The organism is Akkermansia sp. N21116 (assembly GCF_029854705.2).
In the GTDB taxonomy this organism is placed as follows: Bacteria; Verrucomicrobiota; Verrucomicrobiia; order Verrucomicrobiales; family Akkermansiaceae; genus Akkermansia.
Genome location: NZ_CP139035.1, coordinates 317,015 through 341,377 on the forward strand (window position 1 = coordinate 317,015; position 24,363 = coordinate 341,377).

General features: G+C 51.3%; 18 protein-coding genes and 2 riboswitches. Of the genes, 9 read left to right on the forward strand and 9 right to left on the reverse strand.

Features of this window, described 5'->3' with window-relative positions:
• Window positions 1-128: 128 nt before the first annotated feature.
• Window positions 129-1,028, forward strand: a complete 900-nt coding sequence (locus QET93_RS01240) for an AraC family transcriptional regulator (RefSeq protein WP_280125820.1) — start codon at window positions 129-131, stop codon at window positions 1,026-1,028.
• A gap of 73 nt (window positions 1,029-1,101) precedes the next feature.
• Here QET93_RS01240 and acnA read toward each other — a convergent pair whose 3' ends face one another.
• The 6 genes from acnA to QET93_RS01270 form a co-directional block, all read right to left on the reverse strand.
• The gene (gene acnA / locus QET93_RS01245; protein ID WP_280132975.1) at window positions 1,102-3,852 is read right to left on the reverse strand and encodes an aconitate hydratase AcnA; all 2,751 of its coding nucleotides are present in this window, start codon (window positions 3,850-3,852) and stop codon (window positions 1,102-1,104) included.
• Window positions 3,853-4,034: 182 nt separating this feature from the next.
• A riboswitch (cobalamin riboswitch) is annotated at window positions 4,035-4,203 on the forward strand.
• 516 nt (window positions 4,204-4,719) lie between these two features.
• Window positions 4,720-5,985, reverse strand: a complete 1,266-nt coding sequence (locus QET93_RS01250) for a hypothetical protein (RefSeq protein ID WP_280132976.1) — start codon at window positions 5,983-5,985, stop codon at window positions 4,720-4,722.
• Window positions 5,986-6,104: 119 nt separating this feature from the next.
• On the reverse strand, window positions 6,105-6,584 hold the full coding sequence (locus tag QET93_RS01255) for a response regulator (RefSeq protein ID WP_280132977.1): 480 nt from the start codon (window positions 6,582-6,584) through the stop codon (window positions 6,105-6,107).
• Window positions 6,571-8,022: an ATP-binding protein gene (locus tag QET93_RS01260; RefSeq protein WP_280132978.1), complete on the reverse strand. Its 1,452-nt coding sequence runs from the start codon at window positions 8,020-8,022 to the stop codon at window positions 6,571-6,573. Before QET93_RS01260 ends, QET93_RS01255 begins: the two co-directional genes overlap by 14 nt.
• 38 nt (window positions 8,023-8,060) lie before the next feature.
• Complete coding sequence (locus QET93_RS01265) at window positions 8,061-9,491, reverse strand: SLC13 family permease (protein WP_280132979.1); 1,431 nt, start codon at window positions 9,489-9,491, stop codon at window positions 8,061-8,063.
• A gap of 142 nt (window positions 9,492-9,633) precedes the next feature.
• Entirely contained in the window at window positions 9,634-10,701 is a 1,068-nt protein-coding gene (locus tag QET93_RS01270) for a lipid A deacylase LpxR family protein (RefSeq protein ID WP_280125823.1), read from the reverse strand.
• 153 nt (window positions 10,702-10,854) lie between these two features.
• Between QET93_RS01270 and QET93_RS01275 the strand changes: the two genes are divergently transcribed.
• From QET93_RS01275 to QET93_RS01290, 4 genes are all read left to right on the forward strand, one after another.
• Window positions 10,855-11,682: a TatD family hydrolase gene (locus tag QET93_RS01275; RefSeq protein WP_280125824.1), complete on the forward strand. Its 828-nt coding sequence runs from the start codon at window positions 10,855-10,857 to the stop codon at window positions 11,680-11,682.
• Between the two features lie 55 nt (window positions 11,683-11,737).
• Entirely contained in the window at window positions 11,738-12,205 is a 468-nt protein-coding gene (locus QET93_RS01280) for a LysM peptidoglycan-binding domain-containing protein (protein WP_280125825.1), read from the forward strand.
• 21 nt (window positions 12,206-12,226) lie between these two features.
• The gene (locus QET93_RS01285) at window positions 12,227-12,943 is read left to right on the forward strand and encodes a L,D-transpeptidase (RefSeq protein ID WP_280125826.1); all 717 of its coding nucleotides are present in this window, start codon (window positions 12,227-12,229) and stop codon (window positions 12,941-12,943) included.
• A gap of 293 nt (window positions 12,944-13,236) precedes the next feature.
• Window positions 13,237-13,443: a hypothetical protein gene (locus tag QET93_RS01290; protein WP_280125827.1), complete on the forward strand. Its 207-nt coding sequence runs from the start codon at window positions 13,237-13,239 to the stop codon at window positions 13,441-13,443.
• A gap of 154 nt (window positions 13,444-13,597) precedes the next feature.
• Here the strand turns inward: QET93_RS01290 and QET93_RS01295 are convergent, their stop codons facing one another.
• The gene (locus tag QET93_RS01295) at window positions 13,598-14,911 is read right to left on the reverse strand and encodes a carbohydrate porin (protein ID WP_280132980.1); all 1,314 of its coding nucleotides are present in this window, start codon (window positions 14,909-14,911) and stop codon (window positions 13,598-13,600) included.
• 425 nt (window positions 14,912-15,336) lie between these two features.
• Between QET93_RS01295 and QET93_RS01300 the strand changes: the two genes are divergently transcribed.
• The 3 genes from QET93_RS01300 (at window position 15,337) to QET93_RS01310 (ending at window position 21,156) form a co-directional block, all read left to right on the forward strand.
• Window positions 15,337-15,723 (forward strand): metal-dependent transcriptional regulator, encoded by a 387-nt coding sequence (locus QET93_RS01300; protein WP_280125829.1) that lies wholly within the window; start codon window positions 15,337-15,339, stop codon window positions 15,721-15,723.
• 194 nt (window positions 15,724-15,917) lie between these two features.
• A riboswitch (cobalamin riboswitch) is annotated at window positions 15,918-16,068 on the forward strand.
• Between the two features lie 33 nt (window positions 16,069-16,101).
• Window positions 16,102-20,322, forward strand: a complete 4,221-nt coding sequence (locus QET93_RS01305; protein WP_280132981.1) for an autotransporter outer membrane beta-barrel domain-containing protein — start codon at window positions 16,102-16,104, stop codon at window positions 20,320-20,322.
• A 285-nt stretch (window positions 20,323-20,607) separates the two neighbouring features.
• On the forward strand, window positions 20,608-21,156 hold the full coding sequence (locus QET93_RS01310; RefSeq protein ID WP_280132982.1) for a hypothetical protein: 549 nt from the start codon (window positions 20,608-20,610) through the stop codon (window positions 21,154-21,156).
• A 69-nt stretch (window positions 21,157-21,225) separates the two neighbouring features.
• Here QET93_RS01310 and QET93_RS01315 read toward each other — a convergent pair whose 3' ends face one another.
• Both QET93_RS01315 and QET93_RS01320 read right to left on the reverse strand, forming a co-directional pair.
• Complete coding sequence (locus QET93_RS01315) at window positions 21,226-22,614, reverse strand: DUF2851 family protein (protein WP_280132983.1); 1,389 nt, start codon at window positions 22,612-22,614, stop codon at window positions 21,226-21,228.
• A gap of 22 nt (window positions 22,615-22,636) precedes the next feature.
• Window positions 22,637-23,167, reverse strand: a complete 531-nt coding sequence (locus QET93_RS01320) for an STAS domain-containing protein (protein ID WP_280125833.1) — start codon at window positions 23,165-23,167, stop codon at window positions 22,637-22,639.
• Window positions 23,168-23,760: 593 nt separating this feature from the next.
• Between QET93_RS01320 and QET93_RS01325 the strand changes: the two genes are divergently transcribed.
• Window positions 23,761-24,345: a hypothetical protein gene (locus QET93_RS01325; protein ID WP_280132985.1), complete on the forward strand. Its 585-nt coding sequence runs from the start codon at window positions 23,761-23,763 to the stop codon at window positions 24,343-24,345.
• The last annotated feature ends 18 nt before the right edge of the window (window positions 24,346-24,363 follow it).

The following is a 24,363-nucleotide window of genomic DNA, read 5'->3' on the forward strand; positions in this document are numbered from 1 at the left end:
TTGAAATGGGATTGAATATCTCATAATATACATATTTATTTTTCCCAATGCGTTCATTTTTCTACTTTGTCGAATTATGAACATTTTTCTTCCAGACTTTTCCCTCCCATATGGGCTAGAGTACAGGCATGGATCCCGAAAACTCCCTTTTTGTCCACTGGAATAACTGCCCGATGCTAGCTCCATTTTCCCAATACCTCAGGGAAGTGGGCGTCTTGAAATTTTCCGGGATCTCCCCGCACTCCCTCGATATGCACTACAACGAAGGCATTGAACTGAACTACGTTGTCAAAGGAACCTACAAATGGGTCGTCGAAGGGAAACATTACCAATTGTATCCGGGCGAAGCCTTTATCACCTGTCCGTGGGAATACCACGGCAGCCCGGAGAAAATCCTGGATCGCGGTATTTTATCGTGGATGATCCTGAAGCCCGCAACTTTCTCACAGGACGGGAGGCTCTGCCTGGGCCATTGGTCGCGCATCAAAGCAGAGACCCAGATGGAAATAGGGCGCCTGTTGGCCGGCAATACCAACCCCGTCATTCCCAAAGGAAGCAATCTCATCGAACTTTTCCGGAAACTTCACCGGGAAATCAGCAATCAAGACATCGGATACGAGGAAAAAATCCATCTTCTACTTGATTCTCTGGTTATCCGGCTGGCGCGCATTCTGAAAACGCGAGAATCCTGTAAAGAACGGGACGACGATTTCGTCGCGCATTTGACCCGTATCCTAAAAGAAGATTTCAACCGGAAAATCAAGGTAGCCGATCTTGCCTATGCCTTCGGCATGAGTGCGACGTCATTCAACAACAAAGTCAAGACGCTCACAGGTTATTCTCCTGCCGATTACCTGATCGAACTCAAGCTTGACGCAGCTAAAGAACTTCTGATTGCCGACCGGCAAAACATCACCGGTATCGCCGCCGAATGCGGATTCTATTCCTCCCAGCACTTCGCAACCCTCTTCTCCAAACGAGTCGGTAAAACACCGTCCCAATTCCGAAAGAATGCGCGGGAGAAATAAATCCCAGGATAAGGAAGGGGGAGCAAAGCTATTCAACTTTACTCCCCCTTCTTTTTACTGTTAGGCAGGATCGTTATTTGTTTTTCAAAATCTGCCCGAGTACGTAAGGCAGGATGCCTCCGGCGCGGTAGTATTCCTTCTCAATCGGCGTATCGATCCGGACAACAACGGGAATATCCCGGGTCACGCCGCAAGCATTCACGCGGAGTGTCACGGTCTGCCGTGGCTTGACGTCATTGCCAAGTCCGATGATGGAGAACTTCACATCCTTCAGACCGGCAATCCAGTCGTAATCCTTCTTGTCGGCAAAGACCAGCGGTAGAACTCCCATGCCAACAAGATTGGAACGGTGGATACGTTCAAAGCTCTTGGCCACAACAGCCTTGACTCCCAGAAGATTGGTTCCCTTGGCAGCCCAGTCGCGGGATGACCCCATCCCGTAATCCTCGCCTCCGATAACGACGAGGGGGATACCTTCAGAGGCATAGGCCATGGCGGCATCGTAAATGAAAGTCGGCTTCCCGCAACAGGAAGAAATATCCTTGTCCGGCGCCGGCACACAGCCACCGCCAAAATACAGCGTATACCCTCCCTCCACGCCATCGACCATCAGGTTTTTGATCCGTACATTGGCAAAAGTTCCGCGCGTCATCACACGGTCATTGCCACGACGGGAACCGTAGGAATTAAAGTCAGCCTTCGCAATACCCATAGCTTTCAGGTATTCCCCGGCCGGGCTGGTTTCACGGATGGCACCGGCAGGAGAAATGTGGTCGGTCGTCACGGAATCTCCGAAAATACCCAGAGGACGGGCATCCAGAATATCATTGATATCACGCATTTCTCCCGTGTAATTGTCGAAAAACGGCGGTTCCTGAATATAGGAAGAACCAGTCTTCCAAGCATAGACGGCTCCTCCGGGAGCAGGGACTCTTTCCCAACGGGGATTGGAAGAAGCCGTCAGACTGTAACGCTTGCGGAACATATCCGGATTGAGAGATTTTGCCACGGCTTCTCCTATTTCGCCAGATGTAGGCCACAGGTCGCGCAGAAAGACGGACCGACCGTCCGCAGCCATGCCGACGGGTTCCGTTTCAAAGTCGATGTCTATGCGCCCGGCCAGAGCAAAAGCCACAACCAACGGAGGAGACATCAAAAAATTGGCTCTCACGGACGCATGTACACGAGCCTCGAAGTTGCGATTACCGGAAAGCACGGAGGCCCCCACAATGTTATGGGAACGCACGGCATCTTCCACCTGGGCATTCAGAGGACCGGAGTTGCCGATGCAGGTTGTACAACCGTAGCCTACTGTCTGGAAGCCGAGGGCATCCAGCGGTTTCTGCAGATCGTTAGCGGCGAAATAGTCTGAAGCTATGCGCGAACCTGGAGCCAAAGAGGTCTTGACGTAGGGAGGAACCTTGAGGCCTCTTTCCACGGCCTTCTTTGCCAGCAAGCCGGCTGCCAGCATCAACCCCGGATTGGACGTATTGGTACAGGATGTGATGGCAGCAATCAGGACACTGCCATCGCGAAGCTCCACATCCTTCTCGTATCCGTCCATATCTTCGGGGACACCGGCGGGAGCGTGCATGGAGACTTTGACCGAATCCACAGCATCCTTGCCATAGCCGCCTTCGGCCACCGAAGCTTTCAGCAGGGCTTCAAAATGCGGTTTGACCTGCGACAGTTCAATACGGTCCTGCGGTCGGCGAGGTCCGGAAACGGCCGGGACAACATCACCAAGGTTCAATTCCAAAACATCCGTGTAATCAATGTCGCCCAGACGCGGCATCCCCCAGAGGCCCTGGGCCTTGAAGTAGTTTTCGTACGTTTGGACGGCAGCTTCGCTGCGGCCGGTCTGGCGCAAGTAATCGGCACAACGTTCGTCAATTGGGAAAAAGCCCATGGTTGCTCCGTATTCCGGAGCCATATTCGCCACCGTCGCACGATCCGGCAAGGACAAGGAAGCAGCACCTTCACCGAAGAATTCGACAAACTTGCCTACCACGCCGTGCTTGCGCAGTATCTGCGTCACGTGCAAAGCAAGGTCGGTAGCCGTTACCCCTTCGCGCAACGAACCCGTCATATGAACGCCGACCACTTCCGGAACAAGGAAGGTCACGGGCTGCCCCAGCATGCCGGCTTCCGCTTCAATGCCGCCAACGCCCCAGGCAACTACGCCGAGGCCGTTGATCATTGTCGTATGGGAATCCGTACCGACAAGCGTATCGGGGAAATAAACGCCATCCTTTTCCATCACTCCCTGAGCAAGGTGTTCCAGATTCACCTGATGAACAATCCCCACCGACGGAGGAACAACGGAAAACGTGTCGAACGCACCCTTGCCCCATTTCAGGAATTCGTAACGTTCGGCATTCCGGAAAAATTCCCTGTCGAGGTTCTTTTCCAGAGCCCCGTCGCAACCAGCCCAGTCCACCTGGACGGAATGATCGACGACGAGATCCACCGGGACGAGGGGTTCGATCACACCGGGATCCTTGCCCAGGCGTTCGACGGAGGAACGCATGGCCGCCAGGTCCACCAAAAGGGGAACTCCCGTAAAGTCCTGCAAGACAATTCGCGCCACGGTGAAAGGGATTTCATAGTCGCCCGGTGCCTTGGCATTCCAGGAAGCGAGATTGTCCACATCCTTTTCCGTCACTTTCAGCCCGTCGCAGTTGCGCAACAAGGATTCCAAAACAATGCGGATGGATACGGGCAAACGGTCCAGCCCGGCATAACCGGCTTCGGCCAGAGCAGGAAGAGAATAATAAATCCCCTCCGTTCCCAACCCTGTCGTAAAAGTACGAGTAGCGTTCACAATTGAAAAAAGTGGTTAGTCTTTCACGCTGCAACCCTTGCAGTCGCGCGGACTATACACGCGGTTCGCAAATACGCAAGAAATCAGTGCGTATCCATTGCGGAAACATGCATTGCAAATACCAAGATGCCGAAAGACATAGATTTGAAAGAATTCTGTTGCTTTGGGAAAGGCAATCGGATAACTAACAAACCAGCGCAGGAAACGGAAGACGGTGAAAATCCGTCGCGGACGCGCCGCTGTAACCGGTAGATTCCGGCATAACACTGTCCTCTTAGGGGATGGGAAGTTATGTTGGCTCGCAAATCGAAGACCGGAAGCCAGAAGACGACCTGCACACATACAGTATCGGCATCTCGCGAAAGGATGAACTACGGTTATAACCATTTTCCTTACCGGATTTTCCGGAGGAAAACTTGGTTGCAGTCTTTGTTTAAATCCGGATTCCGCCTCCTGCGGACGAGAGAGTGTTGCTACTGCGCCACATTTTCTTTCACCACATTATGAACAGCCCGGAGTTTTGCCAAATATTCTTCCCGCAGGCAAACTGCGTCCCTTACCCTGCCTGTCAGGCACCGGGCTGCTGGACATCTTCCAATGAATCAAAACCATTGGTAGTACGGAACGAGACACGGAAAGCAGGTTCATCCCCCGAGAGGATAAAACGAGTACCCTGAAGGCGAAGTAGGATACTTCAAATTGACTCCGAGGATTATAAGGATGGTTTGTCGCGCCATCCTGCCTGCTCTCCGTGTCTCAATTGTTCCGGAATTATATCGGAACCAAATCGGAAATCGAACTTATTTTTCTTCTGCATGGATTCATGCGGGAGAATTTTTTGAGAAGAAAACCTATCCGATCAATTTGTCAGATATTGAAATAGGCACCGACAATATACGTCCATCCCGAAAAACCCGCCGGGCCGGTATCTCTCCCCGAATGTGCATATTCCGCCATCGTCATGATTTTGAACCGGGAGGGATCCTCTGGCAAAAGATAAAAATTGAACCCCAGAGAGATTGCCTGGTAAGTATCGACATAAGAACCTCCCGTACGAGCCATAGCGGAGTAATGGGGATTCAGTTTCAAGGCATTTTTTCCCTTGGCCCACTGATAGCGGACAATTGCCTGGATATGATCCGTCAACATCCAGCCGGGAGTCAGGATGAAACCATAAATGTCTGAGGGGCACATGACCTCTCCATCCACCTTGCGCGACATAGGGTCGCTCGCCCACAAGACTTCAGTCATGATACTGAATGGGCCGCTCTTGCCCCGGTAATAAAGGGCAAAAATGTTTTGAGCCTTGGTACCGCTGTATTTGGCATGAAAATCATTCAAGGCATAATCGTTCATGTTGGAAAACGTATGCAACCAGTCCAAATAGACACGGCTTTCCTCCATTCCCCGCAACTTGACCTCATGGGACAATTGCACCTGGGTAAAAGCCGATTCCCAGTTTGTCCAGGCAAGACGTTCCCCCGTAAGAGTAGCGGACCAGGCAGCAGCAATCCATCCGAACGGGTCTTTTTTGTTGTCATTGGAGACGATCAACCCATAGCTGTTATCTCCACGGACCGATTCTTCCGCGACAACAATTTCCGGAACAAGATAATCGGCACTGCTTTCCCGGAATTCCATCATATGTGCAGGGAAATTTTTACCTACGGAAATTTTCACGCCTCTTGTTTTGTACTCCAGATGAAGATCGTAAAGATTGCCGGTCATACTTTTATGGTGATGCCAATACCCGTTGCTGTAATATCCAAACCCGTCCAAACCTCCGAGGTTCCAAATATTGACCAATTTCCAGTCGTGCAGGAATGTCATGTTCCATCCGGCCCTGAGACGCCGGACTTCGTCGTCATATCCGCTGGATCCGGGGTACAGCGACTCATGGGGATCTACCCATCCGCACTGATATTGCGCACGAAGGCTCAGATTAAATTCCTGAATCCAAGGGTTGGAGTCGTTTTTGTACAAACACGCAGGCGTTTTTCTTGAACTGATCACCGATTCCAACGGGTTCAGGAACGATGATGAAGCGGCAGCCGAGGGCGTGTTTTCGACCGACATACATTCGCCCGAGATCCCCAACATGGAAATCACAAGAATAGGTAGGAATAATTTCATCGTGATACGGAAAGATATGTACGAACAGAGTAGAAAATCAGAGAAAGACAAAGAATTGATCGCCTGTGGACAATTTCACATCCGTCCACATCAATTCTTTTAAGCAAAAGTCCTCTTTTTTAGCCTTTATGAAGACGATTTAGAAGCACCAGTTGATCCAAAATAGGCAACCAATCGACATAATCCATTCCACGTTCCAGAATAAACTGAGTCAACAATCGCTTGGACATGTTGAGCAAAACACTCGCATCCCAAGGTTTCTCCTGATAATTGTCGATATGGGCTTCATTGACAGCTTGAATCGTATCGGCGTGGGTTGCCTGACCAGTCAGAAGGATTTTTTTACAGTCGGCAAAACGAGGATCTTTCGAGATCCTTCCCAACAGGTCGACACCAGACTCTCCAGGCATAACATGGTCGGAAATGACAAGACCGATCAATTCACCTCTGGAATCCAATTCTTCCATCAGGGCAAAACAGTCGGAGGCGGATTCGGATTCTTCAATCCGAAAGTATTGTTGGAGAGGCCGTAGATCGCGGACAACGGCATCCAAAACATCTGGTTGGTCGTCAACGCATATAATATTAATTGTTTCCATTAGAATAATCTATAGGGATGGTAATCGTAAACGTAGTTTTACCGGGCATACTGTCCAGAGAGATTGTCCCTCCGTAGCTATCGACAATACGCCGGACAATGGCAAGTCCCAGTCCAAGACCGAAGGAAAGACCCTTCTTTTTGGTCGTGAAGTTGGGGCGAAAAATTTTTTCTCGAATGGAAGGAGGAACGCCAGGCCCATTGTCTGTCACGGAAACCAGAATATTCCCGGCGCGGCAATCCGCAGAATCAATGGAATTTTCATCAGGAACGAAACTGCAGGCAATCCTGATGGACGGAGACGGGGTCCCATCCAAATCCATAGCTTCCAAGGCGTTCGTCAAAAGATTAATCCATATCTGTACAAGTTCCGTAAGATCGGCCGTCACAGTAGGTATGCCGTCCTGCTCAGGCATATCCGTCTCGAACGTTACCCCGTTCAGTCTCGATTTCAGCAAGGCAATGGCGACCGTAATGGAATCCGAGACACTGACACCCGTTTCTCTGTTGGTATTGCCTCCTCCCAGCAACTTTACGGAACGTACGATTCCCGAAGCATGCCGGGCTGCCAGTTTCATGTCCCGTATATCGTTCCCCAGTTCCCAATACGCTGCATATTGATCCAGGTTATGGATGACATTAAGCCCGAATTTCTTTTCGGCATCGCCATCCGGTGCAATTTTGGTGAGAATTTTCGCCGTTCTTTGATCCAAGGCATATTGATCTTCATACTGGCGGGCCATTCTCCGCAAACAGTCCGTCGATAGAACCTCGGCATTGCTATCTTTAGCGAGCAAATAGAGAGAGTTAGGGGCTTCATCCTCCTTGCCGGCGAGGCTCTTTTCGATAAAATCGGAGACGAAATCCGTTTTGCGTTGTAAAACCCCGATGGAATTGTTGAGTTCGTGGGCGATACCTGCCGACAACTGCCCCAGCGTAGCTGCCATTTCCGAACGGTGCAAGGCACGAAGGGCTTCTTCCTTCTCCGCAGAACGAGTAAAAACCCTCATGTTTCGCAGAGCAAGTTCATGAAGAATGATAGGGATGAATTGCTCCAACCTATTTCCATAATGCACTTCATCGACAACTTGAACCGCATCATCAATGTAGGCAAGTTCTACATCGGTCAAGGCAACAATGTCCGACGAACTCCGGAACCACTGGGAAAAATAACTCTGAACTCCAACATATGCCCCAGGACCGGCTCGGAAGATTTCATAGATTTTATGCGAGGCAGATGCCGTTTCGGGGACTTCATCTACAAAATGCCTATAAGCAACAACTTCTCCCGAGCGGATCAGGTACAGTCGTTTGGTGAATTCTCCCTGCATGACAATGGATCTCCCCTTGGAAAAACTCAACCAGCGAGACGGATCGGAAAAATACGTCTCGTTGATTCGTTCCAGCTTCCGCAGGAAATCTTTCTGTTCCAGAATCATAATTCCAATAGAGGGGCCGTATAAGGCGGTTGGGATTTTTATAAAAAGTGGAGAACGGACAGAATTTTCATCATGGTGTACGTCAACACCATACCGGCGATCCCCAGGATAACTCCTGTTATAGCCATTCCTTTGGAATTGACCAGTCCTGTTGCATAAGCCAGGGCGTTAGGAGGAGTACTGATCGGCAAACACATGCCAAGAGACGAAGCAAATGCGACAGAGACAAGAAGAGCCGTCACTCCTCCGACAGGATCCAGCCGATCTCCCATATTCATACCGACAACAGCAATGATCGGGATCAATAGGGAGGCCGTTGCCGTATGGCTCATGAAATTGGCCATGAACAAACAAATAACACCTGTACCAATCATCAACAGGAAGGGAGACCAGGAAGCAAAAGGAATGGAACCGATCAAATGTTCCGCAAGTCCGGTATTCTGCAGAGCAAGCCCAAGAGCGAAACCGCCGGCAACCAACCACAACACGTCCCATCCCATCTGTTTGAGGTCTTCTTTTGTAATAACCTGTGTAATGGCAAACACCGCAATGGGAATCATGGCAATCGTATTGGAGTCCATACCATGCAGACCGCTCCCCGTCACCCATAGGATAACGGTTACGGCAAATGTAATATAGACAATGATGGCCTTGGTAGACTTGAGGAAACTACCTCCCACCTTCAATTCAAGAGATTTCTGGGAAATGGGAAACAACTTTAAGAGAAGCAGCCATGCCATAATAATCAACAAGAAAACGAAAGGCACACCGAACATCATCCATTTTCCAAATGACACGTTCAATCCCATGTCTTGCAAGGCCTTCAGAGCAATCGCGTTGGGTGGAGTCCCGATCGGAGTTCCCATCCCGCCAATATTGGAAGCAATCGGAATAGCTAAGGCAAAAGCTATTCTCCCCTTGTCTTCCTGCTGAAACAAAGACAGGACAGGGGCAAGAATGGCTAGCATCATGGCAGCCGTCGCCGTATTGCTCATGAACATGGAAAAAAGAGCCGTTACCGACATCAGACCAAGAAGAACGAACTTGGGATTTGTTCCAAACGGTTTGAGGAGGACTTTGGCAAGGTTCATATCCAACCGGTATTTGGTAGCGGCGGCGGCCAGGAAGAACCCTCCCAGGAACAACATGATAATCGGGTCGGCAAATGTCGCCATGGTTGCCTTCTGGTCTACCAGATTGGTGAATTTCTGGCCATCTTCCCCATATCGGAGAAAGACGAGACTCTGGTTGGAAAACAGCAACAGGGACAACGTAATCACTAATACTGATGTTGTCCAAATGGGAACCGGTTCCAGAATCCAGAATAAGGCAGCCAAGACAAAAAGAGCAATAACCCTGACTTCGACAGGACTCAAAATGACTCCCATACTGTCGAATGGAATCAGAAAAACGGCCGCTGCGCCGATTATACCTATAAGTGCTTTGATAATCTTTCCGTATGAATTCATCGGAATAAGAGGATGTAGATGCGGCGAAGCACTTCAGTCTACAAAACAAAGCAACTTTATGACAAGCAAAATTTTATCTTCCCCAAAAAAACGCCATCATGCACATCGCGTACAAAAGGCAAGGACAGGAAGCGGAAACTCGTTAGAACAGGTAACGCAATTCGATCGTACCGATGCAATGGATTCCCTTTTGAGTCGAGTATTCCTTCGTAACCCATTGATATCCAAAGAATCCTTCGAAGGATTTGTAGCGCATGCCTACCCCCAGGGAGGCATTGCCCACGACAGGATATTTGGTCACATATTTTGGGAAGTTATGGAAGACGGGACCATCCAGAAAGGCATTGTAGGCCACGCCCTGGACCCCCAAGGCTGCGGTTCCGTAAACACTCCAGTCGGATATCGACCGTTCATTCCGAACAAAAGGCGAAGTCTGGAAATTAGCTCCGTTCAGGGAATATTCCGTAGGAGAATCATTGGGCAGATTATAGCCAAAGCGGTAGGCAGCCCCACCTCCGGCGCGAACATAAACGGTCCCGGCATCCACATTCCAATAGCCGTATCCATCCGTTGCAAATCCGGAGGGATGCTTGTATTCCAAACCGGAGATGCGGTAAAACCGCTTGAAATACATTTCAAATACAACTTCGGACGGAATCTGGTACTGCCAGCCGGGCCACTGATCCATCTCCCAGAAATGGTGAACCGTATACTGGGCATCGTCCGCCAGAGAACATTTGCCCGTAACGCCGATCTGGAATTCGAGAGAATTGGCTCTATCCTCGTTTTTGACCAGATTGCCGAACCCAAGGCCCAGATACCCGGCATAGGGATGTTCTCCATACAGGGGCATGTTGGACTTGTTCTCGGGAGTGAACATGAGCTGGGTCAGCGTCAGTGCCCATTGGTTTCTCAGAGCCGGCGTCCGATCCATACCGAAAGCCTGCCAGTCCCAGAAGCTGGAACCCGTCACCGGGGTACTTTCCGACAAATAGGCAAAACGGATACCGTTCGTGTAATTACAGTCGCTACCGACAAATAAATCGTTATCCAGCTGGATGCCGAAGGAAGCCCGTTCCTGAGGAGCCGATGCCGAAAGATCAAGACTTGATTGCCCAGGAAAAGCCGCAAAAGGGACAGAACCAGCTTGTGCCCGGCCTATCCAAATACACGCGGCAGCCAGAACACTCGTCAATAACATCAAGCGCATGCCTATACGCACTGACACGAAAGAGAACGCCTTTCAAGCGGCAAAATACCCGGTTCACCAGAAAACGTGTCATCGCATGTTTTGTAAAATTCCCTTTCCCCGGTGCGAAAAATGCCTTAGTTCTCGCAGTGTTCACCCCTTCCTTTTCCCGCCATGCTCATCGATACCCATTGCCACCTGGCTTCCCGCCAATTCGCTTCCGACCAGCGCCATGACTTGATCCGGAGAGCCGTCGAAAACGGAGTCCTTCACATGGTCACCCTCGGTTCCTGCCAGAAAGACTGGTCAGGAAGTATCGAATGGGCAAGGGAATTCCCGGATGCCGTTTCCGCTTGTCTGGGACTGCACCCTATGGATGTCATGGAAACCACCGACGACTGGCCGCTGCAACTGGAGGCCATGCTCGCCGATATCACCCCGGCCGCCATTGGAGAAACCGGTCTCGATTATTTCTACCCCGCTCCCAGGGAATGCAGCGAAACCGTCTACAAGACCCGCCAGCACGAATCCCTGGAATACCACTTCGAACTGGCTGCCCGACTGGGGATCAACATCGTCCTTCATACAAGAGACCGTGAAGGAGACTCCTCCTTCCGGAATGCCCTATCCATCGCAAAACAATACGCCGGGCGGGTCCGTCCCGTCTTCCACTGCTTTATCGGCACAATCAGCCATGCACGGCAGATTTTCGACCTCGTGGACGGTTTGATTTCTTTCACCGGGGTTGTGACCTTCAAAAACGCCGGACACCTTCCCGACGTAGCTGCCTGGTGCCCGCCGGAACGCCTGATGCTGGAGACAGATTCCCCCTATCTCAGCCCGGTACCGTTACGAGGAAAAAGAAATGAACCGTCCCATCTCGTCAAGACGGCCGAATTCATCGCCAAACTCAGGAATGTTTCCCTGCAACAACTCTCTGAAATCACAACAAATACGGCCATCAGCTTCTTCAATATCCCAGGATTGAAAAAAAAGTTATAAAAACGCGCTCGCGCCTTGAATTGTCCCCCGTCATTCTGATATGCAATCTGGCAGCATGAAAGCGCAGTTCATTATTCCGGCATTTTGCGCGGCTCTAGCCGTGTCCTTCTCTTCCTGTACCCACCAAAACAGTGGTTATCCCGACGAACCCGAACTGGCAGATCCGATCGCCAGCGGCACCATTCCTCCGTGGATCGCGGAAAATGCAGACACGAGCGAAACCGGAGTCTACAACTCCGTTTCCGGAACTGACAATCCGTACACATACAATCCTCCCGCCAAGCCCAAGGTAAGCAACTCTTCCAGCAGCAAGAAGTCTGTTGCCAAGAAGAACACCAGGAGCGGCTCCAAAAAATCGACACCCAAGAGATCTTCCTCCAGAACCTACACCGTCAAGAAGGGTGACACGCTCGGAGCCATTGCCAAACGCTATGGAACAACTGTTACCGCCATCAAGCGAGCAAATGGCCTGAAATCCGATCTGATCGGCATCAACCAGAAGCTGTCCATCCCCCGCAAATAATTGCCGGGAGATCCCTTTCTTATGACAGCTACCTTTTATCGCTTGCTTCCTGTCCTTGGATTTTCCTTGTTAACAGCCTGTTCTTCCCTGCAGGAAGAACAGGTTGACGAGGTCGCTCCCCGGCAATTGAATAAGCAAGATCCTTCCTACGTTAATCCGTTTTCGCCGACAAGTTATGCCCACTTCGTGGCAAGCAAGGACTACCCTAAGACCTACGGCACCTATATCGACAAAACTCTCCTGAATCTGCCCGGCAAGCATCAGAAGAAAATTCACATCTGTCTTAAGGAACAGCGCGGCAGACTCTACATTGATCATCAGGTTGCCATCGACTTTCCGACTTCGACAGGCGTCAGCGCCTTCCCGACCAAAGCAGGAAATTATACAGTCATCGCCAAGGAAGTCGATCATACATCCAACTTGTACGGTAGAATGTACGATGCGGATGGCAAATGCATCGACTCCAACGCCAACGCAACCGATCCGGTTCCCGAAGGCGGTAAATTTGTCGGTTCTCCCATGCCGTACTGGCAGCGTCTGACAGGAGCCGGACTCGGACTTCATGTCGGCAATGTCCGCCGCCGTCCCGTTTCTCACGGTTGCATCCGCCTCCAGCCGTCCACGGCAAAAATCTTGTATAAGGAGACCTCCCTCGGGACTCCCGTCTTCATCCATCAGGATGTCGAAAAAGAGGCGCTTGATTACAAGGAAACCATTACTAAAAACACCAAGAAGTAAGTTCCAGAAAAGGACACTGTTTCTCCCGTGTTTTCAAAGGCTTCGGAGTTCAAATTCCGGAGCTCTTTTTTTTCTCTGGATTTCATCACCGGTACAATCCAATCCCATGCAGGGAACTCCGATGTCATTGCCGTTTGTCATAAATTCACCGTTTCCTAAACTGTTCACCATAACTCCATTCCGTGCGTTAAGTTTGCCTAACTTGTTGTTAGTCAATCCAAAAACCTTTCAACGAATGGACATACATGCTAATCTAACGATCAGCGGCTACAACCAGTCGCCTACAACAAATCATGAATCGATACATTTGCCTTATATTGAGCCTCGGCTGCCTGTTAACAGGGGCTTGCCAGGCAAACACCGCCCGCTCGGAAACCGTACAGAACCAATCCGTCACTGCTTCTACCCCGGGAAAAACTACGGTATCTTCGCCCGACAAGAAAACCCAACCCGTTCAGGAACACAGACGTTTCAAACGCCTCTCTCTTCCTTTGCGATAAACAAAAAACAACGCCGCTCCCCCCTGCTTAATTGAGAAAGCGGCGTTGCTGGGTCATCAAGACCCCTTCAATGCCGATGCGGAATAGAAGGATGAACTTCTCTATACATGCACGACAAGGAAGATGAAACGGTCATATGCAGACACATTCGTACTTACATCGTCACCACACATTGGATGGAGAAGATGCTGGCCGAATCCACATCATCGCGACCGGAAGGATTCTTCACATACTGGAAAGCGGGCTGAATCAGGCAATAGGGTGTGATAGAGAAACTATACGTACATTCCAGAATCATTTCACGGTCATGTGCAGAATGTTCTTCCGCCAGCGTATCGCCATCCGGCTTGCTCACGGAGAAACCGACTCCCAGGAAGTTGCCGTCGGCTTCCTTCAACCCCGTCATCATCTCCAACGGCTTCTTGAAAATCACCCCGGCCGAGGCCTGGACTTCCGCACCGCAGACATTGCCAACTTCCGCACTGCACCATCCGGCACGAGCAAATAGAGCAAAAGGGCTGTCACCGAGATCCTGTTCCAGGTTCAAAGCGACGCCTCCGTGATTCTCGCCATCCGCATGGAACATGAACGGTTGCAAACGGTAGGTTCCCGTTCCAATGCCTAAGGCCTTCTCATGCGTCCAGCCAATTTCACCAATCACATTGAAACAATCGCCCCGTGTATTGTGGAAGGGATTGCGTTGCGGTTCATTATCCATCATGTTGCCGCCAATTTGGACAAACCAATTCTCGTTAAACTGGTATTGCGTCACAAAACCGAAATTGGAATCCCCCAAAGGCAGCACCTGGTTATTCACGAAAGGCGCCCCGCCGAACTGTCCGAACGTACTGTTGGCATAGGTATTGGCGTCAAAGTAATTCGTTTGATTGACAATACCTCCCATAATGACGAGACGTCCATCCAGAAACCCTTGGGTGAGAAGAAGTTCGGGAATGTAAAAATACCCGTCCTCGAAAACGTCGCAATTGGCAGGACCACTTGCTCCCCACGAATCGTCAAGAGTCGTACGATGCGTGTGACGGTTCATAGCCACGGAACCGGAAAGCTCGCTCTTGATCCACGTGCCCTGGTGACGATCGGAAGAAATCAATTGCAAACCGGCTTGTGCGTGCAACTTATACCAGCTCTGGGAAGATGCGGTTTCCGGTGCTGAATGCTGCCCCCGGGTATACAGAAATGCCTGCTCCAGCACAAATTGCAACCTAGCCTTCTCGTAGGCGCTCTTGTGCAAATCCGTCAATGCCCTGGTCAATGCATCATTGGGTATGGGTGTACTCTCATCGCCATATTCATCTCCGAACAAATCAATGTCATTCAGAATGGAGCCTTTGCCTTCGACGAGGTCCTCCACTACCGGAGCGACGTCGGAAACGGCTGCCGATGCCAAGCCGACCATGCAAAGGCCGGAACAGGTCATCAGGGCGGGTATCAGGTAGCTAGTCTTCATAGTTCGTGCTGTTTCTTTGATAGTATTTGCCGCTTATGCTCCTCCTCCTCACGATCCACCCTTTGGATGGCTGACCCGGTTCCACCGCATCAGACCGAAAGCAGCAATTTCCCGGATTTCGCATGAGAAGGAGTCACGCAACACAGCAAAGTTAGCTTTGGCTAACATTTAGTCAACTCTTTTCCTCGCTCCCCTTTGAAACACCCTTGATCGCCCTTCTCTTTTCAAATACATAATACCATTATTATTAAATATTTATATGTAATCCATGCAGTAAAATTCTCCAGAAATAAAAATTAGTTCAATCTAATTTAAGACATTTGAAAGATCGGTTTCCATCGATATTCAGATGGATTTCAGAAGAAAAAATTGACTTCGAGTGTCTCGATCCCTAGTGTTGTTAGATAAACCTAACACTTGTTCTCATGCGCAAAAAAATCTCCACACTGGAACTGAGCAACAGCCTGGAAGACTATCTGGAAGCAATCCGCCACATTGAGCTGGAAAAAGGATGTGCCACGGTAGGAGATATATCCGACGCGTTGACCGTTACAAAACCTTCTGTTTCGCTTGCCATGAAACAACTAAAAGAACGGGGACTGGTGGCATACGAACAATACTGCCCCATCACGCTCACCCGGGAAGGCCGGAAACAAGCCGATCGCGTCATCTCTTGCCACAACATGGTGAAAGAATTTCTTATGAGCAAGATGGACATGGAAGAAGCGCGTGCGGATGAAGTTGCCTGTGGCATTGAGCATATCATGTCTCTGGAAGAAATTTCCCGGTTTCAATTCCTCTCCAGGAATTGACGGCAGCTGGATTGGAGGGCGTATTTGACATCCGCCAGATGAAGCCTGCGCATGGTTTAATCACAGGATATCACGGAAATTACCATTCTATTTCCCGGAAATAGTCCAGCATGATTCATATTCCCGCATATCACTCACAATCAGCAATATAATACATTCTCTACTTTAGGATTGTAACGGATGTCAAATCCGTTATCATGACATTCCTCTCTGGGAAGTCCGTCGCACGGACAGGGAATAGATGGGGAATCCGGTGCAAATCCGGAGCGGTACCGCCACTGTATGTGGGTTCCATGCCAAGGAATTCATGAAGCCAGATCGCCAGCCTGAGAGTTATTACTAACCGCCGGCGGGTTTTCCGGCAGTCTAGACCAAACCATGAATTATACTCCAGCGCTTCACTTGCTTGAAGCTCATCATGACGGGTTACCTTCCCTGAAAGGTAACGACGCATTTTCGTACCCATTCGGGAACGAACCGGCCTGCTCCTCCGGAATGCCCAGTCATTCCCGCCGCAGTGCCAGAACTATCCTCTGCGGACTAGCCCTGTCCCTTGCCGCTTCCGGCATGGTCGTGTCTGCCCATGCAGAAGATATCACCTCCCCGCTAGTAGTTGATGGAGCAGGAAATTATTCCTCTCCAATAACAGCTTACGGGTATACCCAACCCATCGGTACGATCAGTTCGACCATTTCGGCAACATCGTCCGCACATTATGCCTATGGGATCAGTGCCTCCAGTGCCATCAGTATTGATACCATCACGTCCAGTGCATCGATCAGTGCTTCAGTATCCGGGAACTACGCTTATGCCATCGCTACAACCTCGGGCGGGATCTCCATCCGGGATTCTATAGCCGGAGCCATCACCGCAAGCGTCAACAACGAAACTACCGGTGCCTCCGCGTACGGCTATGGAATTTACGCCAAATCCGGAGATATCGCCCTGGGAGGCATCCAGGCTAGCGGGAAAATCATCGTTGCCACCCCCCAACCGGAAAAGGCGGGCCGCCTCTACGGTATCTCCACCGAAAACGGCAGCATAGGTATTACCGGCTCCATCGACGGTACCGTCAAAGTGCTGGGCCATGGCACGACAGTTTACGGGCTGTGGGCTAAAACGGGAGATATCACCCTCGATTCCATCGGAAGTACGGGCAACATTGACGTCACGGGCAATTTCTCCTCATACGGCATGTATGCCAAAACCGGTTTAACTATCAAGAATGCCATTGCAGGAAATATCTCCGTCACATCGGAAACCGGCAATGTTGCCTATGCCTTGACGGCATTGAGCAATGACTCGACCATCCGCAGTAATCTTGTCATCGGATCCATCGCATCGACATCCAACATTTCCGTACAAACCGGGGGGTTTGAAGCCTGCGCTCTAAGCGCTTCCTATGGTTTCCTGGTCTTGGGGGACATCACCGTTGGCGATATGCCCGGTATCATCACCGTCAACAAACTGGGCAATATGGACGGCCATATTCATGTACAGTCCAAGAGCGAAGATATATCCAAGCGCCTTTCCGCCGTTGGTCTTGCCGCTCAATGGGGTATTATCACCGGAGACTTCGGGGCAGGCTCCAGTCTGACCGTTGAAAGTGCGGGAGCGGATGCTTTTGCCTTCTTCACGGGTAAAGACGGCGGCTCCATGGCTGTCAATACTATCGCGACACTGGAAATTGGATCCGTCAATGGCAACATTTCTACATCGGCAGTCTCCGGCATCTCCGGAGCCATATATTCCGAAAGCAGCGTCACCATGGGAAATCTCGGAATCAACGGTTCCATCACGGCTTCCTCCTCGGACAAAGCCGCCGCATATGCCATATATTCCCATGGGCGCCTTACAACTGGGAAACTTGACGGGACCATCCGGGCTACAACAGGAGGGGATTATTCTTTCGCAATTATGGGGCTTGGTATTACCACGGAAATTGGCGAACATGCCCAAATCTCCGCCACGGGAGCAGAGGGCTCCGACAAAGTTTATGCCTTGTTCAGCGGTTGTTACCAGCAAAATTTCGCTTCATCGGGCCAGATAATCGACGCAGCCAGCAGACAACTGAACATCTACAACCTGGCGGATATCCTGACACTCCACGCCGGTGCCCAAATTGACGGCATTGTCGAACTGGGAGGATCCGGCGACGGCCAGGATGCCATCAATCTCCTAGGAGGCACGACCGATTCCAAGGGTGTTTTCGACTACGACATCCGAACAACTATCAACATGGCTGAAAATCGTGGCGATACCGTTTCCTATGTTCGAATGGCTGTAGGAGCGGATCATACCCCCGCCCACTGGGAAATCACCGGACAAAGAGACTTGGTCAATGAACTGAACATTGGAGTCGGTTCCTCGCTGACCTCCTCCGATCTATCATTCCTGCGCGACGGAGCAAGTATCACCAACCAAGGAACCATCAACAGTACGGGAACAATCCACGTATCTGACGGACAAACATTTACAACAGGCAACCTGATCCTTTCCGGCAGTATCCTGACTCCCGTTTCCACCGGACTAAGCAGCAGCATCACCGTCACAGCCGATGCCGGAGCCGGATTGGGCACCACCATCGCAAATACGGGTGATACTACATGGTATATCAACGCCGAGCAGATTTTCGACGGTCAAAAAGCCTTGTTCTCCCAGCTGATCAATGGGTTCAACCCAGACGATTACACGCTTTCCTACCTGCTTTCCGGCAAAATCCTCGCCGGTACCGACAAGCCGGTGGAAATTCCCGACGGCTCCAATGTCCAAATCGGAGAAGGATCTACGATCATCGTCGATTCGATCAAGGGAGATGCCTCCCTGACTCTCTCGGGCGGGACGGCGGATTTGTCCCAGTCAAACATGACGAGCGTGACCTCCAGCCAGGTTAGCGGCGAAAGCGGCAACCTCATCATGGGCAATGGACAGGAAATGGTCTGGAATGCCGCCGGAACGGCCGGCTACAGCATCTCCGGCTCCGATAGTTCCACTCCTGCCGGTAAATTGACCGTTAAGGCCAATAACGGTACGGTCAAGGCAACAGGCAGCTACATCGTTCAAGAAGCCGTCATCGACCAGTCTACGCTGGAACTGGACGGAAAGGATGCCATGTTGGGTACCCAGGGAGGCACCGTAACCGTAGGCAGCGAATCCCCGGCCGGACTCGTCCTGCGCGATGCCACCGTACAAGGGGCATTGACTGTCCACGAAGGCAGCCAGCTGAAAGGCAGCGGGACGTTCACCGACAGTGTCACCCTGTCGCAAGCCGGACTCTATGTCGGCAACAGCCCCGGTTACCAGGACTACCGGAACGGACTGTCCGTCGATGGAGGTTCCGTGACGTTCTTCATCGACGGCACGACACGCGCTACGACTAGCAACAAAGGAACCAGTACCTACTCCGCCATGGACATTCAGGGCAGTCTTGTCTGGAATGCACCGGAAGTCGTCCTTGAGCTGGGCAGTAACCTGCTAACGGCTGACAGCACGGACATCCGCCTCAATCTGATCGATGCCTCGGGAGCTTCCTCCGTCACGGGAACAGACACTCCCGTTTTTTCGAAGCTTGACGGAGCAACGGACATTCTCAAGGAATACTCCCTCTCATGGATCGGCAATCAGCTGATCATGACGGGAACCATTGACCGCCAAACGGCCGAATCCATCAAGGTAGCCGAGGCAAGCACCCTGGCCAACGCTTTATGGAGCAGCACCCGGAGCGTCTCCAACTTCTCACATACCGCCTCTTCCCAGGCCAGCCTCCCCCATCAGGGACGCGGCAATGTCTGGGTCGCCGGACTGGGTGACTTCACCAGCATGTCCAAGAATGGCAGCGGGTTCGATTACAATGGAGGCGGCTATGCCGTCGGTGGAGATTATTCCTTCGCCAAGGCATGGACTACCGGATTGGCCGTCGGCCAGACATTCGGTTCCAACAAGGCCGACAATGGGCTTGGGAAGATCGACCAGGACGCCATGATGGTCGCCCTTTACGGAAGCTATCTCAAAGAAGTCAACGCCCGGAATACTTGGGGCATCCAGGCTTCCTTTGCCTACGGATCCGTCGAGAACAAGGCGGATACCACTGTCATCGGCTCTCCGGCCCATGCCAAATGGGACGACAACGTCTTCCAGTTCGCTCTTCAAGCAACCTGGGAAATCAAGATCAACGACAAGCATAGCCTGACTCCGTTCGCGGGAATCGACTTCGTCCATGGAGCACAGGACGACTTCACCCAAAACTACGGCACAGGCCGTATCAGCTACAAAGACGGTTCCATGCAAAACTGGAGCGTCCCCGTCGGCATTACCTGGAAAGCCCGCTATGGTCTTGGCAACGGACAGTGCCTCCTGCCCTTTGCAACCGTAGCCTATGTCGGAGACGTATCCCGCAACAATCCTTCCGTCAAGCTGGATTCCTATGGTGATACGATCAAGGCCGACGGTATCCATCCCGGACGCAATGCCCTCAAAGCAGGAGCCGGTGTAAACTGGGTCATCACCCCGGAATGGTCCATAGGAGCAGCCTATGACCTGGAATACCGTTCCGGCATGCTTAACCAGGGTTGTAACGCCTCCGTGCACTACACATTCTGATCCCGGATCCTATCTGGAAACAGCATCAAAAAACAGGAAGGGGTTGTCTCACAAACGGGTGAGGCAACCCCTTCTTTAATGGGAAAATCCGCCGTTTTCCGATTCCGGGTAGAATTTCGCCGCGGCACATCTTGTCATTCATATAAATTATTTACAAATAGTTGGGAATAAGACAATTCGACATTATTTGTCAAACGTTCTAAAAATCTCTATTGTTTAACAGTCGGCTGCATTCAGCAACAACCGATTCCATATAAAAATAATAACCAAATAGAAAACAAATATATGAGTACAAGTTCAAACTCAGACGTATTCTCCGACTCAGTAGCACACATCTACGATCCGCCTTCCGCAACGGGGCCGGATTTTCCTCCGTATCTTTTCGGAGATGAGGAGTTGGGGCTTTTCCCCGGATTCGTCACCTTGCTCGAAAACGGAAAAGCCTACTGCTACATGAAATCCAACAAAAAATACTTCAAAATCGGAGGCGACCAAAGCTGGGTGAAACCGGCTGTCGTCACGACGAGATTCGTCAATAACGAGTATTACCTCGATATCACCTGCCACGACGGCCAAGTTAAAGACCGGACCTGTTTCTGGACAGTCACCGTCGCCGACAATGCGGACGACGTCAATAATCCGAGAACACCCTATAAGAACACCATTACCATCACGCAACGGAGTTCTTCCAGCATGCCGCCACCGTCCAGTTCCTTGGATTCCAGCGGATCCGGTGATGAATACAGTTCCAGCTCATGGGCTGATCCCTACCCTGATGATCCGGTTCTGTCTTCCAGTTCATTGTCTTCATCCAGCTTCTGGTTATATTGCTAACCTATCTCCCGTACCTGTTGAGGTAACAGCAGGTACGGGATCATTCCTGGTATCCATTACCCGTTCTCGTCACAACCATTCCGGGACTTGTGACGGGAGCGGGCATTTTTCACATGGGGATTTACCACAAAAATCCGCATCAAGTTGCAATAGGGCCTGGTGCATCCAGGCTTTGCGAAGCCATTGCCCGGAGTCGTCCCGTTTTCCCAACAGGCGCATAGCCGCTTTTTCAACTCGTGAACTCGTCTGCCCGGCAGGAATTTGCAGATAAAGATTCCAAGCTTCCGGAGTATCGTCCATGGGCAGAACATGATTGATGACAAAGTCCAGAGAGCGATCCTTCCCGATCAAGGAAAGAGGGGATGTCCGGCGATTGGACGGCAGCGTCGTATGGAAACTCCAATAAGGATGCCGTATACCCGCCAGGAATTCCTGCAAACTCCGAACACATTTCATGGAGCACAACGCATGCAACTCATCCAGCCGGGAGGCGAGCACGGCTAAAGCCGCCACACGCCTTTGGGGATGGTTGGCGGGACGAATTCCCGACAAAACCCATCTCACGGCCCGTTCCGGGGCCAGTTCCAGGCGCTCCCTGTTCATCCACCAGCAATCCCAGAGTTTCTTGTGGTAAAGCCTCGCTTCGTCAGAACACGATTCCGGGAGGACAGGCACCAGGAAACCAGCCGTTCCAAATAAAAAAGCCTCGGAATTACCCCTGATTTCCTTCAGAGGAGCCCTCCGCACCAAATGTTTCATGGCAGCCTTGTTGGCATGGTAGCCAAGCGTTTCCGCCAGAAGTTCGAAAAGAGCCTGTTCCTCTCCCACCGCTCCGGCCAATATGCGCCAAGCCTTCCTCTTGCGTTCCATGCGGTAAGCAGCCGCAGCCAGCATCACACGCTCCACCTGGCTTGTCGACATTGTTTGAAACAAAGGAGAACACGCACCGCACGGAGGTACGAAAACATCCGAAGCCGGCAATGCCGCCGCTTCGACCAGGATCCTCTCCGGAATGACCGCCAGAGGCACCCGGGTGTGCCGGGAATTACGTGTAAACCATCCATGTGCCGGCGGAAGGCAGGAAACATGGAGTACAACCCGGTCAAACGCCGGATTGCAGCCATGGCGGTGTTCCTCCCAGTCCTCGGGGGTGGCATCCAATTCCACATCTCCCCGGACGACATCGCCATCGAAAGCAATACGGGCTCCTAAAAAGTCCGGACCGGCATTCCTGTTCCAACTCCCCGGATCCAGCACAGCAACCTTGCGACCGGAATCATCGGTAAACTCCCGTCCCAGCAATCCCTCCAGCCAAAGAATCTGAATTTGAATTTCCGGAGGAAGATCTGTCCGATCAAGCCGGTATTCCCGGACACAAGACGCATGTGTCCATTCCGCATAGGAAAAGGCAAGACTTCCGACACCGGAATCTCCGGGCCATGATCCGGATACGTCCATGAAACGATAATTCTACAGGTAATCAGGACTCGTCGGAATGTTTATCGAGCTCCTTGCGAAGGCATTCCGTTACCATTTTAAACTTGGCGGCATTATCTTCACTCAATTCACTCAGCGTCAAATGAGAATCTAAAACGTGCCTCGTTTGCTCCACGCCGCGCAGGGGAGCGTCTCCCAAAACGGCTGGTTGAAGATGATTGCGGATCTGATCCAAATGGCCGCGCCAGGGAGCGGAGGGAGGCTCTATATCCAGCAGGGCATCCAGGCCAAGGCCTTCCAGAGCCGCACGGGCACGATCCGTAGGGGAGGCGATCTGCACACTGCCGCCCAATGGAATCAAGCGCCGTGCAATGCCGGCTAATGTCCCCATAAATGTAGAATCAACGCCAACGCAGACTTCCAGGTCAATGATCACAAATCTGCCGCCGTCGTTAATAAAAGGTTCAGCAATGTCCTTGACCAGCGGACTGTTGGCAAAGGAGCCGCGGCCCGAGCATCGAATCCAGAGGAAGTCGTCAATGTGACCGAATAGTATGGAGGAATCTGTATTCACGATTATCAAATTCTTGGGAAACTTAGCTCATACCCTACCTCTTTTCCATAGTCAAGGAGAGACTTGGATTCCGCCCGATTTACAGACAAAAAAGTAATGTTTCCTTCTTTTTCCACGGAGAGCTCCTTTTGCGAAGGAATGCAAGGGGAAAGCCGTACAAGATGGCATAGCACAATTGATGGATGACGATGGGCAAGTACTCACCCAGGGAAAGATCGACAAGGGCATGGCTAAACTCAGTATCCCGGAAGGGACCGACATCATCCGCATCAACTCGGAGAATGATGCCCTCACTCAACCGTTCGACCATTCCAGTTTGATGGAAGATTCTTCCTCGGGCCCGTTCCGTAATCGTCATAATATTGACTTGTTAAGCTTTTATGCTGAAAACGTCAAAACACTCCCCGGTGAATTGGATCTCCCTGGAATCGACATCGACCAGTATGATCTCCGCCAAGTATATATGTTCACCGACCGAAGCATGTACCAGCCCGGAGAAACAGCCCATATCAAAGGACTCGTCCGCAATTTAAGAGGTAATACCATCGGTATGCCCACACAGGAAAACGCCGTTCTTTCCATCACCGGGAAGGATGATCAGGGCAACGACTTCAAAGGAAAGCCCGTGCAGGATTCCTCAAAACCGCCCCTGCACCGACACAGGAGTCATCCTCGGCTGGAAAAAACTGTCGCCCAATACTGCTGCCAGCGTCCCCACCGATGGCAAATCCGTCAGCCAGACACTCCCTTTCCCCTGCAAGGAAGCAGGCAGCCTCGCCGTCTCCGGTCACGGGAGAGCCTACGTCCATATCCAAGCCGAAGGCAAGCCCGAGCAAATCGACTTCCCCGGCGTCACAGGCAAAGGCATGCGCGTTACACGTACCTATGAAGTGCTGCAAGACGATAATACATGGAAGGCGGCCTCCGAGTTACACCTTGGAGACATCGTACGCATCTCTCTGATCGTCACCACGAAGCAGGCGGGTTGCCGCAATGTCGCCATTGAAGACAACATGGGAAAGGAGGATTCCTTCCAGACCACCTACCTCGCCCGCGTCGTTCGCACCGGGGAAGCAACCGCTCCACCCGCCAAAACCGAACTCATGTACGAACCCCAGGTGTACGGATTGTCCCTCAGCGAACGCCTGTTCATCACTCCCGGGAAAGAAGAAAAATGATCCTTCGTGAAAAACGAC

Excerpts from the sequence above, each read along its gene's own strand:
- QET93_RS01270 (WP_280125823.1), bottom strand. The coding sequence starts at position 10,701 with ATGCGCTTGATGTTATTGACGAGTGTTCTGGCTGCCGCGTGTATTTGG.
- QET93_RS01325 (WP_280132985.1), top strand. The coding sequence starts at position 23,761 with ATGATCAGGGCAACGACTTCAAAGGAAAGCCCGTGCAGGATTCCTCAA.
- QET93_RS01295 (WP_280132980.1), bottom strand. The coding sequence starts at position 14,911 with ATGAAGACTAGCTACCTGATACCCGCCCTGATGACCTGTTCCGGCCTT.
- QET93_RS01300 (WP_280125829.1), top strand. The coding sequence starts at position 15,337 with ATGCGCAAAAAAATCTCCACACTGGAACTGAGCAACAGCCTGGAAGAC.
- QET93_RS01265 (WP_280132979.1), bottom strand. The coding sequence starts at position 9,491 with ATGAATTCATACGGAAAGATTATCAAAGCACTTATAGGTATAATCGGC.
- QET93_RS01255 (WP_280132977.1), bottom strand. The coding sequence starts at position 6,584 with ATGGAAACAATTAATATTATATGCGTTGACGACCAACCAGATGTTTTG.
- QET93_RS01305 (WP_280132981.1), top strand. The coding sequence starts at position 16,102 with ATGAATTATACTCCAGCGCTTCACTTGCTTGAAGCTCATCATGACGGG.
- QET93_RS01310 (WP_280132982.1), top strand. The coding sequence starts at position 20,608 with ATGAGTACAAGTTCAAACTCAGACGTATTCTCCGACTCAGTAGCACAC.
- QET93_RS01280 (WP_280125825.1), top strand. The coding sequence starts at position 11,738 with ATGAAAGCGCAGTTCATTATTCCGGCATTTTGCGCGGCTCTAGCCGTG.
- QET93_RS01250 (WP_280132976.1), bottom strand. The coding sequence starts at position 5,985 with ATGAAATTATTCCTACCTATTCTTGTGATTTCCATGTTGGGGATCTCG.
- QET93_RS01260 (WP_280132978.1), bottom strand. The coding sequence starts at position 8,022 with ATGATTCTGGAACAGAAAGATTTCCTGCGGAAGCTGGAACGAATCAAC.
- QET93_RS01240 (WP_280125820.1), top strand. The coding sequence starts at position 129 with ATGGATCCCGAAAACTCCCTTTTTGTCCACTGGAATAACTGCCCGATG.
- QET93_RS01275 (WP_280125824.1), top strand. The coding sequence starts at position 10,855 with ATGCTCATCGATACCCATTGCCACCTGGCTTCCCGCCAATTCGCTTCC.
- QET93_RS01290 (WP_280125827.1), top strand. The coding sequence starts at position 13,237 with ATGAATCGATACATTTGCCTTATATTGAGCCTCGGCTGCCTGTTAACA.
- QET93_RS01285 (WP_280125826.1), top strand. The coding sequence starts at position 12,227 with ATGACAGCTACCTTTTATCGCTTGCTTCCTGTCCTTGGATTTTCCTTG.
- QET93_RS01315 (WP_280132983.1), bottom strand. The coding sequence starts at position 22,614 with ATGGACGTATCCGGATCATGGCCCGGAGATTCCGGTGTCGGAAGTCTT.